Raw genomic sequence first — 16,382 nt, 5'->3', positions numbered from 1 at the left:
ATGCTGTCCGAAAGAGAGATTTTACATGCGTTCTCATCAGACCAAGACATGATGACGCTGCTGACGATTATCCGTGATTTGCAGTTAAAAGATAGTTGGCTTTGTGCTGGCAGTGTGCGTAATTTTATTTGGAATCGTTTATCAAATCAACCAGGATTTGATAAAGATACGGATGTGGATGTGATTTTCTTTGATCCAGATGTTTCTTATGAGGAAACGCTCAACATTGAAAACTGGCTCAAGCGAGAATTTCCACATTACCATTGGGAAGTAAAAAATCAAATTTATATGCATGTTCACAGTCCAAATACTCCACCATACACTAGTTCGCGAGATGCCATGAGTAAGTACCCAGAATGTTGTACGGCTGTGGGCTTGCGTTTGTTGGATAATAGTCGGCTGGAATTGTTTGCTCCCTATGGTTTAGACGATATTCTCCATTTCCGTGTTCAGCCCACTCCGCATTTCCTAGAAGATGCAGACAGGAGACAGCTCTATAATATGAGAATACAGAAAAAAGATTGGCAGAAGAAGTGGAACAATCTTCAAATTGAATTTCTTTAAAATTTTTTAGAAAACAGTAAAATCTTTAAGAAAAATTTAAGTCAATATCGTTATACTATAATCACAAGTTGAGAGAAGCTTAACTTGAACTCCTAAAAACTTTTCTTTTTCATAATAATCTCCCTATAAGAGTCGCCCAATCGGCGGCTTTTTTGTGTTTTTTAAAGAATTCAAAAAATCTCAAGGGTTAAAATCCCTATTTTTATAGATTTTGTTATAATAGTAAAGAGGTCTATGCTATGAAGAAAATTGTGTTTGTTTGCTTGGGAAATATCTGCCGCAGTCCAATGGCAGAATTTGTGATGAAAGATTTGACAGATGAAGTTTATGTTGAAAGTCGTGCGACTTCGGATTGGGAGTATGGCAATCCAATTCATGCGGGAACGCAGGCGATTTTTAGAAAGTATGCCATTCCTTATGATAAAAGCAAGACTTCGCAGCAAATAGCAATACAAGATTTTGAAAGTTTTGATTATATTATCGGAATGGACCAATCCAATCTTCAGGATTTAAAGAAAATGGCACCAGAGAAATACGCTGATAAAATTTTCCAATTTGAAGAAAAAAGCGTGCCAGATCCGTGGTACACTGGGGATTTTGATGAAACTTATCAGCTTGTTTTGGCAGGTTGTCAAAAGTGGCTAGAGCAGATGAAGAACGAAGATTAAGTAAAGAATGGATACATTAAAAGCATTTTACGAAAAATATAAAATCTATCTTACGAGACATAATTTAGAGTTACTGGCAGTAACGGTCATTATCATATCAGCAATTGTGGCCTTTACATCAGGAATTCCAGGTCAAGGAGCTTTGACATTGGATAAGGGAGCAATTAAGTACAATGGCAGTCTCGTTCGTGGGAAAATGAATGGTCAAGGAACATTGACTTTTAAGAACGGAGATGTTTATAAAGGCTATTTTAAAAATGGAACCTTCAATGGGAAAGGAACTTTTACAGCCAAAGCCGGTTGGAAATACGAAGGCAATTTTGTAAATGGTCAAGCAGATGGACAAGGGATGCTGACGACCGAGGACAATGTTGTCTACAAGGGAAAGTTTAAGCAGGGGATTTATCAAAATGCGCATTAAATGGTTTTCATTAGTGAGGATTACAGGGCTACTCTTAGTTCTGCTATATCATTTCTTCCAGAAAGCTTTTCCTGGTGGCTTTATTGGTGTGGACATCTTCTTCACTTTTTCAGGCTTTTTGATTACGTCTCTCTTGATTGATGAATTTGCCAGAAACAAGGAAATTGACATCAAAGGATTTTTGAGACGGCGTTTTTATCGGATTGTGCCGCCGCTTGTGCTGATGATTTTGATTGTCATGCCCTTTACCCTTTTGATTCGGAGAGATTTTCTAGCGGGGATTGGGACGCAAATCGCTGCTGCGCTTGGCTTTGTGACCAATTTTTATGAAATTTTGTCTGGTGGAAATTACGAAAGTCAATTTATTCAGCACCTTTTTGTGCATACTTGGAGCTTGGCTTTGGAAATGCACTACTATATTTTATGGGGCTTGGCAACATGGTATTTAGCGAAGAAAAGTAAAACCGTTGGGCAATTTCGTGGCATCATCTTTCTCGTTTCGTCCGCTGTGTTCTTCATTAGTTTTCTTTCCATGTTTGTTAGAGGATTTTTCACTTCAAACTTTTCTGTGATTTACTTTTCAAGTTTCACTCATATCTTTCCATTTTTTGCAGGAAGTGTTCTAGCGACGGTTTCAGGTGTGAGCGACTTAGGAGCACCTTTCCGTAAAATAGAGCAGGCGCTTGATTTGAAAAAAACCTTCTATCTATTTGGCGGAAGTTTTGCGGCTTTGCTGCTATTGACCTTCCTTCTGAAATTTGACAATTTATTGACCTATCTGTTTGGTTTCCTTCTTGCAACGGTATTTTCAGTAGTGATGATTTTGGCAACACGTGTGCTCCATGAGAAGACGCCACATGTTGATGAGCCACCGATTATCACTTTTATTGCAGATACGAGCTACGGTGTATATTTGTTCCATTGGCCATTCTATATCATTTTCTCTCAATTGATGAGCAATGGCTTAGCCGTGCTTTTGACAACCATTCTTTCCTTTGCTTTCGCTGCCGGTTCTTTCTACCTTTTGGAGCCAACATTAGCAGGTAAAGAGCCCAAAGTATTTGGCTTGAAGATGAACATCAAGCAAATTACAACACCTGTATTTTATAGTTTGATTCCTCTTACCTTGATAACATTGATTATGATTATGACGGCTCCCAAAATCGGTGCCTTTGAAGAAAATTTATTGGTCAATGGACTCAATCAAGCGGACAATAAAATGCAAATCACTCGCACACAAGTTGATAATGCGACTGCTAGCCAATACAATGTTGCTAAAGGAACCACTATCATCGGAGATTCTGTTACTTTGCGGGCAAGTGAATGGCTTAAACAAGCAATGCCAGAGGCTCAAGTAGATGCAGCCGTTAGTCGTAATTTAGCATCAGGTTTGGAAGTTTATCAAACGGATATTTCTAATAAAGTGCTTCTGGAAAATGTTGTACTGGCATTAGGCGCCAATACTGTTGATAACTATGAGACTTTGCTCAATCAATTTATTGAAAAATTACCGAAAGGTCATCGTTTGATTCTGGTCACACCTTATGATGGACGCACGGCGCATGACGGGACTAGTATCGCTGTAAAAACACGTCAGTATGAATTGGAATTGGCGAAAAAGTACGATTATGTCTTTGTAGCAGACTGGTATCAAGTAGCTATTGAACATCCTGAAATTTGGTACGGTACAGACTACGTGCACTTTGGCTCAGAAACAACAACGATTACCAAAGGCGGAGAACTCTATGCTCAAACAGTCAAACAAACGATTGATGAAGCAACGAAAAAAGGAACCGTTAAGAAATAATAAAGAAAGTAGAAGTCATGGATTGCATTGCGATTCATGACTTTTTTATACCATCAAAAGACAGCGCGGAGCAAATACGCAGCAAAAAGAGCTTTTTTACACAATTTTTTCGCCCATAAAACCTTGGATCAAGTATGTGAAATATATTTTTTATGTTTTAAATTTCACAAACAACGCTTCAAAACATAGTAGGAAGCATATGTTTCACAACAAATTCACAATATAAAAGAAAAAGTTTGTGAAGTTCACTTGAAAGTGTTTACAAGAGAAGGAAAATAAGGTATAATAATATTGTGAAAAAATTAACAAAGGGTTTGTAAAATCCTAAGAACCATTGGAGGAACACATGGCTGATAAAAAAACATTAACTCCCGAAGAAAAAAAGTTAGCTGCTGAAAAGCATGTTGACGAACTCGTTCAAAAAGGGCTAGTCGCTCTAGAAGAAATGAGAAAATTAAATCAAGAACAAGTAGACTACATTGTTGCAAAAGCTTCAGTTGCTGCTCTTGATGCGCACGGAATCCTTGCGAAACATGCAGTTGAAGAAACAGGTCGCGGTGTCTTTGAAGATAAGGCAACGAAGAACCTCTTTGCCTGTGAGCACGTTGTTAATAATATGCGGGGTGTCAAAACTGTTGGGGTTATTGAAGATGATCCAATTACAGGTTTGACTAAAATTGCAGAGCCTGTCGGAGTTATCTGCGGAATCACTCCAACAACTAACCCAGCTGCAACAGCAATTTTTAAAGCTTTGATCTCTTTGAAGACTCGCAATCCTATCGTCTTTGCTTTCCACCCATCTGCACAGGAATCTTCAGCTCATGCAGCACAAATCGTACGCGATGCAGCGATTGCAGCAGGAGCGCCTGAAAACTGTGTGCAATGGATTACTCAACCATCTATGGAAGCAACCAGTGCTCTCATGAATCACGATGGCATTGCGACGATCCTTGCTACTGGTGGGAACGCCATGGTAAAAGCTGCTTATTCATGTGGAAAACCAGCTCTTGGGGTAGGTGCTGGAAATGTACCAGCTTATGTAGAAAAATCTGCTGATCTTCGTCAAGCAGCACATGACATCGTTATGTCTAAATCATTTGATAACGGGATGGTCTGTGCGTCTGAACAAGCTGTTATTATTGACAAGGAAGTCTATGACGAATTTGTAGAAGAATTCAAGTCCTATCATACTTATTTTGTAAACAAAAAAGAAAAAGCACTTCTGGAAGAATTCTGCTTTGGTGCGAAAGCAAACAGTAAAAACTGTGCTGGTGCTAAGTTAAATCCAAATATCGTTGGTAAATCAGCTGTTTGGATTGCAGAACAAGCTGGATTCACTGTTCCAGAAGATACCAACATTCTTGCAGCAGAATGTAAAGAAGTTGGCGAAAAAGAACCTTTGACTCGTGAAAAATTATCACCAGTTATTGCAGTCTTGAAAGCTGAAGACACTGAAGACGGGCTTAAAAAATCTCGTCAAATGGTTGAATTCAACGGTCTTGGTCACTCAGCTGCTATCCATACAAAAGACGAAGCTCTTGCAAAACGTTTCGGTACGGAAATAAAAGCAATGCGTATCATCTGGAACTCTCCATCTACTTTCGGTGGTATCGGTGATGTATATAATGCCTTCATTCCGTCATTAACACTTGGATGTGGTTCATACGGACGTAACTCAGTTGGTGATAACGTATCCGCTATCAACCTTCTCAACATCAAGAAAGTAGGGAAACGTAGAAATAATATGCAATGGTTTAAAGTTCCTTCAAAAATCTACTTCGAACGTAACTCAATCCAATACCTTCAAACTTGCGAAGGCATTGAACGTGTTATGATTGTTACCGATAAAGCTATCGAAAAACTTGGCTTTGTACAACGTGTGATTGATCAATTGAATCTCCGTGCAAATAAAGTGACGATTCAAGTCTTCTCAGATGTTGAACCAGATCCAGACATCACAACAGTACGTCGCGGTACTGAAGCAATGCGTGAATTTGAACCAGATACCATCATTGCACTTGGTGGTGGTTCCCCAATGGATGCTGCTAAAGGAATGTGGATGTTCTACGAACAACCAGAAGTTGACTTCAGCGATCTTGTTCAAAAATTCATGGATATCCGTAAACGTGCCTTCAAATTCCCATCACTTGGTAAGAAAGCGAAGTACATTGGTATCCCAACAACATCTGGTACAGGTTCAGAAGTAACACCATTTGCTGTTATCTCTGATAAGGCAAATAACCGTAAATACCCACTTGCTGACTATGCTTTGACACCAACTATTGCGATTGTTGACCCAGCTTTGGTAGAGTCTGTTCCAGCATTTATCGCAGCAGATACAGGTATGGACGTTCTGACTCACGCTACAGAAGCGTATACTTCTAACTTTGCCAACGACTATACGGACGGTATTGCCCTTCAAACTATCAAGCTGGTCTTCAAATACTTGGAAAAATCTGTAAAAACAGCTGACCCAGAAGCTCGTGAAAAGATGCACAATGCTTCTACAATGGCTGGTATGGCATTTGCCAATGCCTTCCTTGGAATGAGCCACTCAATGGCCCACAAGATTGGTGGTGTTCACCATACAATTCACGGACGTACCAATGCTATCTTGCTTCCATATGTTATCCGTTATAACGGAACTCGTCCATCTAAGACGACAACATGGCCTAAGTACAACTACTGGAAAGCGGATGAAAAATTCCAAGACATTGCTCGTATGCTTGGTTTGCCATGCTCAACTCCAGAAGAAGCTGTTGAAGCTTATGCAAAAGCTGTTTATGACCTTGGTGTAGCAGTCGGTATCAAGATGAACTTCAAAGATCAAGGAATTGATGAAAAAGTTTGGAAAGATAGCCTGCATGAAATTGCTCTTCTGGCTTATGAAGATCAATGTTCACCAGCTAATCCACGCTTGCCAATGGTAGCTGACATGGAAGAAATCATGGCTGACGCCTACTATGGCTATGCAGAACGTCCAGGACGTCGTAAATAGACAGTAAAATTTGTTCTGATTTGAATCGTTTGTCATTGTACAGATAATGTATTCAAATTTTGAAACATAAATCAGTTTATCAGTCACAATCTCCCTGCTTTTGTAGGGAGATTTTTCTATTTGCAGGAGGCTCTTCTTTTGCTTGCTATTGTATGCGTTTTCCTGTAAACTAGTTGTGAAAAAAGGAGGGCGGTCATGCTTCAATTGTTAGTGTTTGATATGGACGGTGTCATTGTGGATACGGAATATCTGGATTTTCAATTACAACAAGAATTTGTGCGTTTGCTTAGTTTACGTCCAAATGAGTTGTCTCAGCAAGAGCTTTCGGTTTTAGTTGGAAAATCTTATACTTCGCTTTATCGTTCTATTAAGCAGCTCAGCCAGACAAGTTTATCTTTGGAAACAATCGGTCACCAGCTAGAAAAGTTTGCAGCAGAAAAATACCAAGAAATAAATTATCAAGAACTTTTTCGGAAAGACATCGTGCAGATTCTCTTATATGCTAGGAAAAACCATATAAAAGTAGCACTTGCGTCGTCTTCTAGATATCAGCATATTATAGAAGTTCTGGCTTCTTGTGGAATTGATGACTATTTTGATGTGATTATCAGTGGTGAAGACTTCGTAGAAAGTAAGCCGAATCCAGCGATTTATCAGGCTGTTTTAGAAAATTTGGACATAGATGCAGAAAATGCAGTGGCTATTGAGGATTCTTTCTATGGTATCGCTGCTGCTAAGAGTGCAGGGTTAAAGGTTATTGCTTATGAAGAAAAGCGGCTGCCTGTTGATCAAAGTCGAGCTGACATGGTAGCAAAAGATATGGTTGAGATTTTCTCAATACTGCAAACTTTGAAAGAGAGTGAATGATTGCGATGTCTTAGGCATCGTTTTCTTGAAACTAGTTTCAAAAGAAAGGTAGAATTCTATAAAAAATGAAACTAGATTCTTAATATATTAAATGATTGAAAACGGCTGGAGGCTGTGATATGATTCTTTTGAAAAGGTTTTCTAAAATACGGTAAGGAGGATAAAAAGATGAGAAATCCGAGTTTGTTAGAGGAAGCCAAAACTTATCAAGGGAGAGATAAAGCTCCAGATGATTTTGATGCTTTTTGGGATAAAAACATAGCAGAGCTTCCACTTTCCAAGGAGTATCAGCTGCTTGAAAAAAACTTCAATATTCCTAAGGTCACTTGTTATGAGATTCTCTTTAAAGGGACAAACAAAGGTCAAGTTTATGCAAAATTTGTAGTCCCTCAAACGGAAGAAAAAGTGCCAGTGATTTTTCATTTTCATGGCTATATGGGTCGTAGTTGGGACTGGGCAGATATGTTGGCTTATACGACCGCTGGCTATGGTGTTGTCTCTATGGATGTGCGTGGTCAATCCGGTTATTCCGTTGACGGTGGAGATGCTGTACGAGGGAATACGGTAAAAGGGCAGATTATCCGCGGAGCTGTTGACGGGCCAGAGCGTCTCTTTTATAAAGATGTCTATCTGGATGTATATAGCTTGATTGAAATAGTGGCAGGAATGGATCTTGTGGATGAGAATCAATTATCTAGTTTTGGAGCCTCTCAAGGAGGAGCCTTAGCCTTAGTAGCAGCAGCTCTCAATCCGCGCATTCAGCAGGTAGTAGCTATTTATCCGTTTTTATCTGACTTTAGACGAGTATTGGAAATAGGCAATACCAGTGAGGCTTATGATGAGCTTTTTCGATATTTTAAATTTCACGATCCTTTCCATGAAACAGAAGAGCAGATTATTCGTACCTTATCTTATATTGATGTGAAAAATCTAGCCCATAGAATTCACTGTCCTGTACAAATGATTATTGGGCTGGCAGATGATGTCTGCTATCCAATTACCCAGTTTGCTATTTTTAATCATTTAGCAGGTGAGAAAGAATATCATCTCATGCCAGAATATGAACATGAAGCCATGAATGTTTATGTCAATGACCGTGTCTTTAACTGGCTCTGTGGTACAAATATTGAAAATGATTCCTTGGTAGGTATGATGAAAGAATAGTAGAACTTGATGTTGCAAAAGGCTTTATGAATGTTATAATATAATTGTGTAAACGGTTTCTAAAACAGATAATCTTTATAAAAAATAAGGAGGAAGTACAATGTCAGTATTTTATGTTCCATCAGTTAATCTTATTGGTTGTGGTGTGATTAATGAAATAGGTGGTCATATCAAAGAGTTGGGGTACAAGAAAGCTCTCTTAGTGACGGACCATTATATTGCAAGTAGTGACATCTTACCTAAAGTAACTGAACCGCTTGATAGGGAAGGCATTGATTATGTCGTTTTTAGTGATGTTGAGCCAAATCCAACTGTTAAAAATGTTGAAGACGGTTTAGCTGTTTTGTAAGATAATAATTGTGATTTTATTATTTCACTTGGTGGTGGTTCGCCGCAAGATGCTGCTAGTAGTATTTCAATTCTTGCAACGAATGGCGGGCGTCCGCAAGATTACGAAGGCGTTCACAAATCAAAGGAAAAAGGCTTGCCAGTTGTAGCAATCAATACGACAGCAGGAACATCAGCTGAAATCACGATTAACTATGTTATTACTGACGAAGAGCGTAAAGTGAAAATGGTTATGGTTGATAAGAATAGCCTTGCACTCCTGTCAGTAAATGATCCGGAATTGATGATTTCTAAACCAAAAGCTTTGACGGCTGCAACGGGTATGGATGCCCTTACACATGCGGTTGAAGCTTTGGTAACCCAGGTGCGTATAATGTGACGAAAAAATTGTCTATTGGTGCAATTGAGTTAATTAAAGAATTTTTACCACGTGCTGTTGAAAATGGTCATGACATTGAAGCGCGCGAAGCGATGGTTAATGCGATTTTCCTAGGTGGGATGGCTTTTAATAATGCTGGGCTAGGTTATGTACACTCTATGGCTCATCAACTTGGAGCAGTTTACAATCTTCCTCACGGTGTTTGTTACGCCATGCTTTTACCAGTCGTAGAGCGTGAAAATGCGAAACGTGTGCCAGAAGCATTCCGAAATGTTGCGAAAGCTCTTGGTTTGCATACGGAAGGTAAAAGTGATAAAGAATGCGCTGATTATGCCATTTCTGAAATTGAAAAATTATCAGCAACTGTGGGCATTCCGAAAAAATTGACAGAACTGGACATTAAAGAAGAGGAATTTGACTTCGAATACCTTTCTAAAAATGCACTCATTGATGCTTGTGCACCAGGAAATCCATTTATGCCGACCCTAGAAGAAACGATTGCTCTTTACAAAGAATTGTTTTAAGCACTGATTTGTCATAAAAATAAGCTACCGATGAAATTTTCGGTAGCTTATTTATGTTCATTTTTGGGAATGCCTAAAGTAGGTGCGATATTTGTTATAAAAGTAAGTTTTGTTTAAAAATTCAATGCTTTGTGCCACTTCGTAAATTGGCATACGTGTAGATAGGAGAAAATGTTTAGACGGACGCCAGGACAATATTGAAAAGAACACCAGCACTGAGAAAATTTTAAACTTTTATTCAAAAGCGACTCTGGCTGATACTCCTGAAAAAGCATTCCCCCTTGCGAATTCTATTATAGGGTCTCCATTCTGGAAAATTCTTGGGGGAAAGCTTGTGACGATATGGTAGATAGCACTCGCAGAGATGCAGTCTTTTGCATGCCTCAGAGGCAATGTGCGATAAATTATAGTATCATGTTAAAATGATTATCTCTCTGAAACTACTTTCAAGATTTAAGAGAAAAGTGAGTGTTATCAGAAATTAGAACCAAAATCTCAGATATTGTTGAAAGCGCTTTAAAAAATGGTTATAATAACATCGTGAGATTGAAAGCGCTTTAAAAATCGATCTACAATAGCAAAGGAGAAGGCTGTTTATGGCACAAATGACAAAAGACGAGCTGATTGCCAAAATAAAAGATGGCATCATTGTTTCCTGTCAAGCCTTGCCACACGAACCGCTATATACTGAAGCAGGTGGGGTTATTCCCCTTTTGGTAAAAGCGGCTGAACAAGGAGGAGCTGTTGGCATTCGAGCTAATAGTGTTCGGGATATTAAGGAAATTAAAGAGGTTACTTCGCTGCCGATCATCGGCATTATCAAGCGAGATTATCCACCTCAAGAGCCATTTATTACCGCAACGATGCTAGAAATTGATGAACTAGCAGCTCTGGATATTGAAGTAATTGCTTTTGATTGTACAAAGCGGGAACGTTTTGACGGTTTAAAGATTGCGGATTTCATTAAGCAAGTGAAGGAAAAATATCCTCATCAATTGCTCATGGCAGATGTGAGCACCTTTGAAGAGGGAGTGGCTGCAGCAGAAGCAGGTGTGGATTTTGTAGGTACAACATTGTCAGGATATACCTCTTATAGTTTGCAATGTGAGGGACCGGATTTTGACTTAGTAAAAAATTTATGTGATGCAGGCTTGGATGTCATCGCGGAAGGAAAAATCCATTATCCAAGTGAAGCCAAAACCATTCATGACCTAGGTGTTAGAGGAATTGTAGTGGGTGGTGCCATTACGCGTCCCAAAGAAATCACAGAGCGCTTTGTTGCAGCAGTAAGTAAAAATTAGGAACAACCCTATCCGTATAGAAGGATAAAACAAAAGGAGAAAAAATATGAGAATGAAGAAAATACTTTGTTCGTTGTTTGCAGGGGCTGCTATTTTATCTTTGGCAGCATGTGGAAATTCAGGTGGTTCAAACAAATCAGCTGATTCAGGAAATTCCTCTGGCAAGACAGAGATTACTTGGTGGGCTTTCCCAGTCTTCACACAAGAAAAAGCAAACGATGGTGTTGGCACTTATGAAAAAGAAATTATCAAAGCATTTGAAAAAGCCAATCCAGATATTAAAGTGAAATTAGAAACCATTGACTTCAAATCTGGTCCAGAAAAAATTACAACAGCTATTGAAGCAGGAACAGCGCCAGATGTGCTGTTTGACGCACCAGGACGGATTATTCAATATGGTAAAAATGGTAAATTGGCAGAATTGAATGATCTCTTTACTGATGACTTCGTCAAAGATGTCAACAATGATCAAATCATTCAAGCAAGCAAAGCTGGTGATAAAGCTTACATGTATCCAATCAGTTCTGCTCCGTTTTATATGGCGTTTAATAAAAAAATGCTGAAAGAAGCTGGAGTAGAAGACCTTGTGAAAGAAGGCTGGACAACTTCTGATTTTGAAAAAGTGTTGAAAGCCTTAAAAGAAAAAGGTTACACACCAGGTTCTCTGTTCAGTAATGGTCAAGGTGGCGACCAAGGAACACGTGCCTTCATCGCTAATCTATATAATGGCTCTGTCACAGATGATAAAGTGACAAAATATACAACGGACAGTCCAAACTTTGTCAAAGGTCTAAATAAAGCAGTTAGCTGGATTAAAGATGGTTTGATGACAAACGGCTCTCAATTCGATGGTGGGGCAGATATTCAAAACTTTGCTAATGGTCAAACGTCTTATACCGTTCTATGGGCGCCTTCACAAAATGGTATCCAGGCAAAATTGTTGAAGGCAAGTGGCGTCGAAGTTGTTGAAGTGCCATTCCCGTCAGATAATGGTAAACCAGCTTTGGAATACCTTGTAAATGGCTTTGGTATCTTTAACAATAAAGATGAAAAGAAAGTAGAAGCTGCTAAGAAATTTGTCAAATTTATCGCTGATGATAAAAAATGGGGACCAAAAAATGTAGTTCGTACAGGTGCCTTCCCAGTTCGTACGTCATTTGGTAAATTGTACGATGATAAACGAATGGAAACAATCAGCACTTGGACAAAATACTATTCACCATACTACAACACTATTGACGGATTTGCTGAAATGAGAACGCTCTGGTTCCCAATGTTGCAATCTGTTTCAAATGGTGACGAAAAAGTTGAATCTGCTTTGAAGACCTTTACAGAAAAAGCAAATGAAACTATTAAAAAAGCTCAAAAATAAGTAATTGAATTTTCCCCTTTTTCTGTTGTCAGTTAGGTATAAATAGGAAAAGGGGAATTTCTATAAAAAGATAAAAGCGGGAAAGAACTCAAAAAGCTTTAAAGGAGTTAGCCTTCCCTCTAATCTGAATGAGGTGTTTGATGTGAAAGTAAATAAAATAAGAATGAGAGAAACCTTGGTATCCTATGCTTTTTTGGCACCAGTTCTATTATTCTTTATTGTCTTTGTATTAGCGCCGATGGTGATGGGATTTGTAACGAGTTTCTTTAACTATTCTATGACTTCTTTTACATTCATTGGTTTGGATAACTACACGCGAATGTTTAAAGATCCAGTCTTTATCAAATCTCTCATCAATACGGTGATTATTGTTATTGGTTCGGTGCCAATTGTTGTGCTTTTCTCTTTGTTTGTAGCGTCACAGACCTATAGTCAAAATGCGATTGCGCGCTCTTTCTACCGTTTTGTCTTCTTCCTGCCGGTTGTTACAGGGAGTGTAGCGGTAACCGTTGTATGGAAATGGATTTATGACCCACTGTCAGGGATTTTGAACTTTGTACTGAAGTCGGGTCATGTCATCAATCAAAATATTTCCTGGCTAGGAGATAAGCATTGGGCTTTGATGGCGATTATTGTGATTTTGCTGACAACTTCTGTCGGACAGCCCATTATTCTCTATATTGCTGCTATGGGAAATATTGACAATTCATTGGTGGAAGCTGCGCGTGTTGATGGAGCGACAGAACTGCAAGTTTTCTGGAAGATTAAATGGCCGAGCTTACTTCCGACAACGCTCTATATTGCGATTATTACTACGATTAACTCTTTCCAATGTTTTGCCTTGATTCAGCTATTGACATCTGGAGGTCCAAATTATTCAACCAGTACTTTGATGTATTACCTTTATGAAAAAGCCTTCAAGTTATCTGAATATGGTTATGCCAATACCATGGGGGTATTTTTAGCTGTCATGATTGCTTTGATTAGCTTTGCCCAATTCAAGATTCTTGGAAATGACGTCGAATATTAAAGAAAGGAGAGACAAGATGAAACAGAAAAAAATAAGTGCCTTTACGGTGATTTCAACGATTATTCTCTTGGTGTTGACTATTCTCTTTGTTTTCCCTTTCTATTGGATTTTGACAGGGGCCTTTAAGTCTCAACCAGACACGATTGTCATTCCGCCTCAATGGTGGCCAAAAATGCCAACGCTGGAAAATTTTGAGCAGTTAATGGTGCAAAACCCAGCTCTACAATGGATGTGGAATAGTGTCTTTATCTCGCTAGCAACCATGTTTTTGGTCTGCATTACCTCTTCTTTAGCAGGTTATGTTCTAGCCAAGAAGCGTTTTTATGGTCAACGTATTCTTTTTGCGACCTTTATCGCTGCCATGGCTTTGCCTAAGCAAGTTGTGCTGGTTCCTTTGGTTCGTATTGTCAACTTTATGGGGATTCATGATACACTGGCTGCGGTTATTTTGCCACTTGTCGGCTGGCCTTTTGGGGTCTTTCTCATGAAGCAATTTAGTGAAAATATCCCAACGGAATTGTTGGAATCTGCTAAGATTGACGGTTGTGGTGAGATTCGTACTTTTTGGAATGTTGCTTTTCCAATTGTGAAACCAGGTTTTGCCGCTCTTGCTATTTTTACCTTTATCAACACATGGAATGACTACTTTATGCAATTGGTTATGCTGACATCGCGTCAGAATCTGACTATTTCACTTGGGGTGGCAACAATGCAAGCTGAAATGGCGACCAACTACGGTTTGATTATGGCCGGTGCTGCTATGGCAGCCGTTCCGATTGTAGCTGTCTTCTTGATATTCCAAAAATCCTTCACGCAAGGTATTACCATGGGAGCTGTGAAAGGATAAGGAGGCTGATCAAATGATTTTCGATGAATTGGAAAATCTCGCCCACTACAAAGGGATCCATGAGAATTTGGATTGTGCCATTGATTATCTCCTGACGCACGATTTAAACGATTGTGAGTTGGGACGGTATGAGATTGACGGAGAAAAAGCCTTTCTGTTTGTGCAGGAAAATGAATTGAGTTCCGAAGTGACTGATGAATGTGAATTTCATCAAGCTTATCTGGACTTGCATTTTCTTTTGGCAGGCCATGAAATCATTCAATATGGTACAAGGGTAAAAGAAGTAAGAAAATCGTATGATAAAAAGAAGGATATTGGGTTTGTGACTTGTGAGCAGCTCTATCCACTTTATTTGGACAAGCAGAATTTTGCTGCATTTTTGCCCAATGAACCACATCAGCCAAATAGGTTTGCTGCTAAAGGTGATAAGGTCAAAAAATGTGTCGTAAAAGTTTTGCTCAACGATTAAACTAATTGATTAGGAGGTAGAACCATGGAAAAGAGAGGTTCTCAGTTAATACGAAGTATATTTGATACAGATAATTTCTTTATGAGAATATGTGAGAAAATATTAGATTTGGTGACTGTGAACCTCATCTTTCTTTTGTCTTGTCTGCCGATTGTCACGATTGGCATTGCAAAAGTTAGCTTGTATCAGACCTTGTTTGCAATCAAGGGTGCACGTCGTGTAAAAGTTACAGCAACGTATGTGCAGGCATTTAGGAAAAATTGGAAAGTCGGTTTAAAACTTGGTTTGCTAGAGCTGCTGATTGTAGGAATCAGTCTATTTGACCTCCTGCTTTTTTGGAGGCAGGAAACCATGCCGTTTCAAATGTTAAAAGCAACCTGTATCGGCGTCATCATTTTTGCTAGTTTGCTGTTTTTATGTGTCTATCCTTTGGTAGCTAAATTTGAAATGACGGTAAAAGATATGTTGCAAACGGGTCTTATCATGGTGAGTTTGCATTTTCCATGGTTCTTTTTGATGATAGCCATATTAGTTGCAATCATCTTTTTCCTCTCTAGTTCAGGATTTGTGTTGCTGCTAGGCTTTACTCTTTTTGTATTAGTCGGTTTTGCAGCCTTAGGATTTTTGCAATTGCCTATCATGGAAACTATTTTTAACAAGTACAAACGATAAAACCAATCAAATTGGAGAATAAAATATGAGAGATTTAAAAAAATACGAAGGGGTCATTCCGGCCTTTTATGCCTGCTATGATGACCAAGGTGAGATTAGTCCGGAACGCGTGCGGGATTTGGTAGAATATTTCCTCAAAAAAGGAGTTCAAGGCTTGTATGTCAATGGCTCGTCGGGGGAGTGTATCTATCAAAGCGTTGCCGATAGGAAATTGATTTTGGAAGAAGTCATGGCGGTGGCAAAAGGGAAATTAACAATTATTGCCCACGTCGCTTGCAACAACACTAAGGATAGTGTGGAATTGGCACGCCATGCAGAAAGCTTGGGAGTAGATGCTATTGCGGCTATTCCGCCGATTTACTTCCGCTTGCCAGAATACTCGGTTGCCCAATATTGGAACGACATTAGCGCAGCTGCACCACAAACAGACTTTGTGATTTACAATATTCCGCAGTTGGCAGGTGTAGCTCTGACGCCGAGTCTCTATGCAGAAATGCTCAAAAATGAGCGTGTGATTGGTGTGAAGAACTCTTCCATGCCAGTTCAAGACATTCAAACCTTTGCAGCACTTGGTGGGGAAGACCATCTCGTCTTTAATGGTCCAGATGAGCAATTCTTAGGTGGTCGCTTGATGGGAGCGAGAGCAGGTATCGGCGGAACGTATGGCGCAATGCCAGAACTTTTCTTGAAGCTCAATCAATTGATTGCAGATAAGGATTTGGAAAAGGCAAAAGAATTGCAATTTACCATTAACGCTATTATCGGCAAATTAACAGCTGCTCATGGGAATATGTATTCTGTCATCAAGGAAGTCTTGAAAATCAATGAAAACCTGAATATCGGCTCTGTCCGTTCTCCATTAACACCAGTGACAGACGCGGATCGTCCGATTGTAGAAGAAGCGGCGCGCTTGATTCGTGCAGCTAAGGAAGCATTCCTATAATAGAAAAA

At 39.2% G+C, this 16,382-nt stretch carries 14 protein-coding genes and 1 pseudogene; all 15 read left to right on the top strand.

Annotation, left to right across the window (positions count from 1 at the left end; genetic code table 11):
- The 15 genes and pseudogenes from FQ204_RS03380 (at window position 1) to FQ204_RS03310 (ending at window position 16,374) form a co-directional block, all read left to right on the top strand.
- Window positions 1–564, top strand: a complete 564-nt coding sequence (locus FQ204_RS03380) for a nucleotidyltransferase family protein (RefSeq protein WP_144208645.1) — start codon at window positions 1–3, stop codon at window positions 562–564.
- Window positions 565–803: 239 nt separating this feature from the next.
- On the top strand, window positions 804–1,232 hold the full coding sequence (locus FQ204_RS03375; RefSeq protein ID WP_144208642.1) for a low molecular weight protein-tyrosine-phosphatase: 429 nt from the start codon (window positions 804–806) through the stop codon (window positions 1,230–1,232).
- A gap of 7 nt (window positions 1,233–1,239) precedes the next feature.
- Window positions 1,240–1,653: an MORN repeat-containing protein gene (locus FQ204_RS03370; protein WP_144208639.1), complete on the top strand. Its 414-nt coding sequence runs from the start codon at window positions 1,240–1,242 to the stop codon at window positions 1,651–1,653.
- Window positions 1,643–3,460, top strand: a complete 1,818-nt coding sequence (locus FQ204_RS03365; protein ID WP_144208636.1) for an acyltransferase family protein — start codon at window positions 1,643–1,645, stop codon at window positions 3,458–3,460. The genes FQ204_RS03370 and FQ204_RS03365 overlap by 11 nt, the downstream gene beginning before the upstream one ends.
- A 346-nt stretch (window positions 3,461–3,806) precedes the next feature.
- Window positions 3,807–6,458 carry a bifunctional acetaldehyde-CoA/alcohol dehydrogenase gene (gene adhE / locus FQ204_RS03360; RefSeq protein WP_144208633.1) on the top strand — a complete coding sequence of 884 codons (2,652 nt, stop codon included), beginning with the start codon at window positions 3,807–3,809 and terminating at the stop codon, window positions 6,456–6,458.
- Window positions 6,459–6,653: 195 nt separating this feature from the next.
- On the top strand, window positions 6,654–7,325 hold the full coding sequence (locus FQ204_RS03355; RefSeq protein WP_144208630.1) for an HAD family hydrolase: 672 nt from the start codon (window positions 6,654–6,656) through the stop codon (window positions 7,323–7,325).
- 168 nt (window positions 7,326–7,493) lie between these two features.
- Window positions 7,494–8,489 carry an acetylxylan esterase gene (locus FQ204_RS03350; protein WP_144208627.1) on the top strand — a complete coding sequence of 332 codons (996 nt, stop codon included), beginning with the start codon at window positions 7,494–7,496 and terminating at the stop codon, window positions 8,487–8,489.
- 100 nt (window positions 8,490–8,589) lie between these two features.
- A pseudogene (locus FQ204_RS03345) lies at window positions 8,590–9,740 on the top strand (iron-containing alcohol dehydrogenase).
- Between the two features lie 596 nt (window positions 9,741–10,336).
- Window positions 10,337–11,041, top strand: a complete 705-nt coding sequence (locus tag FQ204_RS03340; RefSeq protein WP_144208624.1) for an N-acetylmannosamine-6-phosphate 2-epimerase — start codon at window positions 10,337–10,339, stop codon at window positions 11,039–11,041.
- Window positions 11,042–11,087: 46 nt separating this feature from the next.
- Entirely contained in the window at window positions 11,088–12,413 is a 1,326-nt protein-coding gene (locus FQ204_RS03335) for an ABC transporter substrate-binding protein (protein WP_144208621.1), read from the top strand.
- Window positions 12,414–12,555: 142 nt separating this feature from the next.
- Entirely contained in the window at window positions 12,556–13,443 is an 888-nt protein-coding gene (locus FQ204_RS03330; RefSeq protein WP_003071173.1) for a carbohydrate ABC transporter permease, read from the top strand.
- Window positions 13,444–13,459: 16 nt separating this feature from the next.
- The gene (locus tag FQ204_RS03325; RefSeq protein WP_144208618.1) at window positions 13,460–14,290 is read left to right on the top strand and encodes a carbohydrate ABC transporter permease; all 831 of its coding nucleotides are present in this window, start codon (window positions 13,460–13,462) and stop codon (window positions 14,288–14,290) included.
- A 13-nt stretch (window positions 14,291–14,303) separates the two neighbouring features.
- Window positions 14,304–14,759: a YhcH/YjgK/YiaL family protein gene (locus tag FQ204_RS03320; RefSeq protein WP_144208614.1), complete on the top strand. Its 456-nt coding sequence runs from the start codon at window positions 14,304–14,306 to the stop codon at window positions 14,757–14,759.
- 24 nt (window positions 14,760–14,783) lie between these two features.
- Complete coding sequence (locus FQ204_RS03315) at window positions 14,784–15,431, top strand: YesL family protein (protein WP_144208611.1); 648 nt, start codon at window positions 14,784–14,786, stop codon at window positions 15,429–15,431.
- Window positions 15,432–15,456: 25 nt separating this feature from the next.
- Window positions 15,457–16,374, top strand: coding sequence for a dihydrodipicolinate synthase family protein (locus FQ204_RS03310; RefSeq protein WP_144208608.1), 918 nt, complete (start codon window positions 15,457–15,459; stop codon window positions 16,372–16,374).
- The last annotated feature ends 8 nt before the right edge of the window (window positions 16,375–16,382 follow it).

The sequence above is a fragment of the Streptococcus constellatus genome (genome assembly GCF_902167705.1).
GTDB lineage: Bacteria > Bacillota > Bacilli > Lactobacillales > Streptococcaceae > Streptococcus > Streptococcus constellatus_A.
Note: the sequence above shows the minus strand (reverse complement) of the source record. Positions and strands in the feature narration are given on the sequence as shown.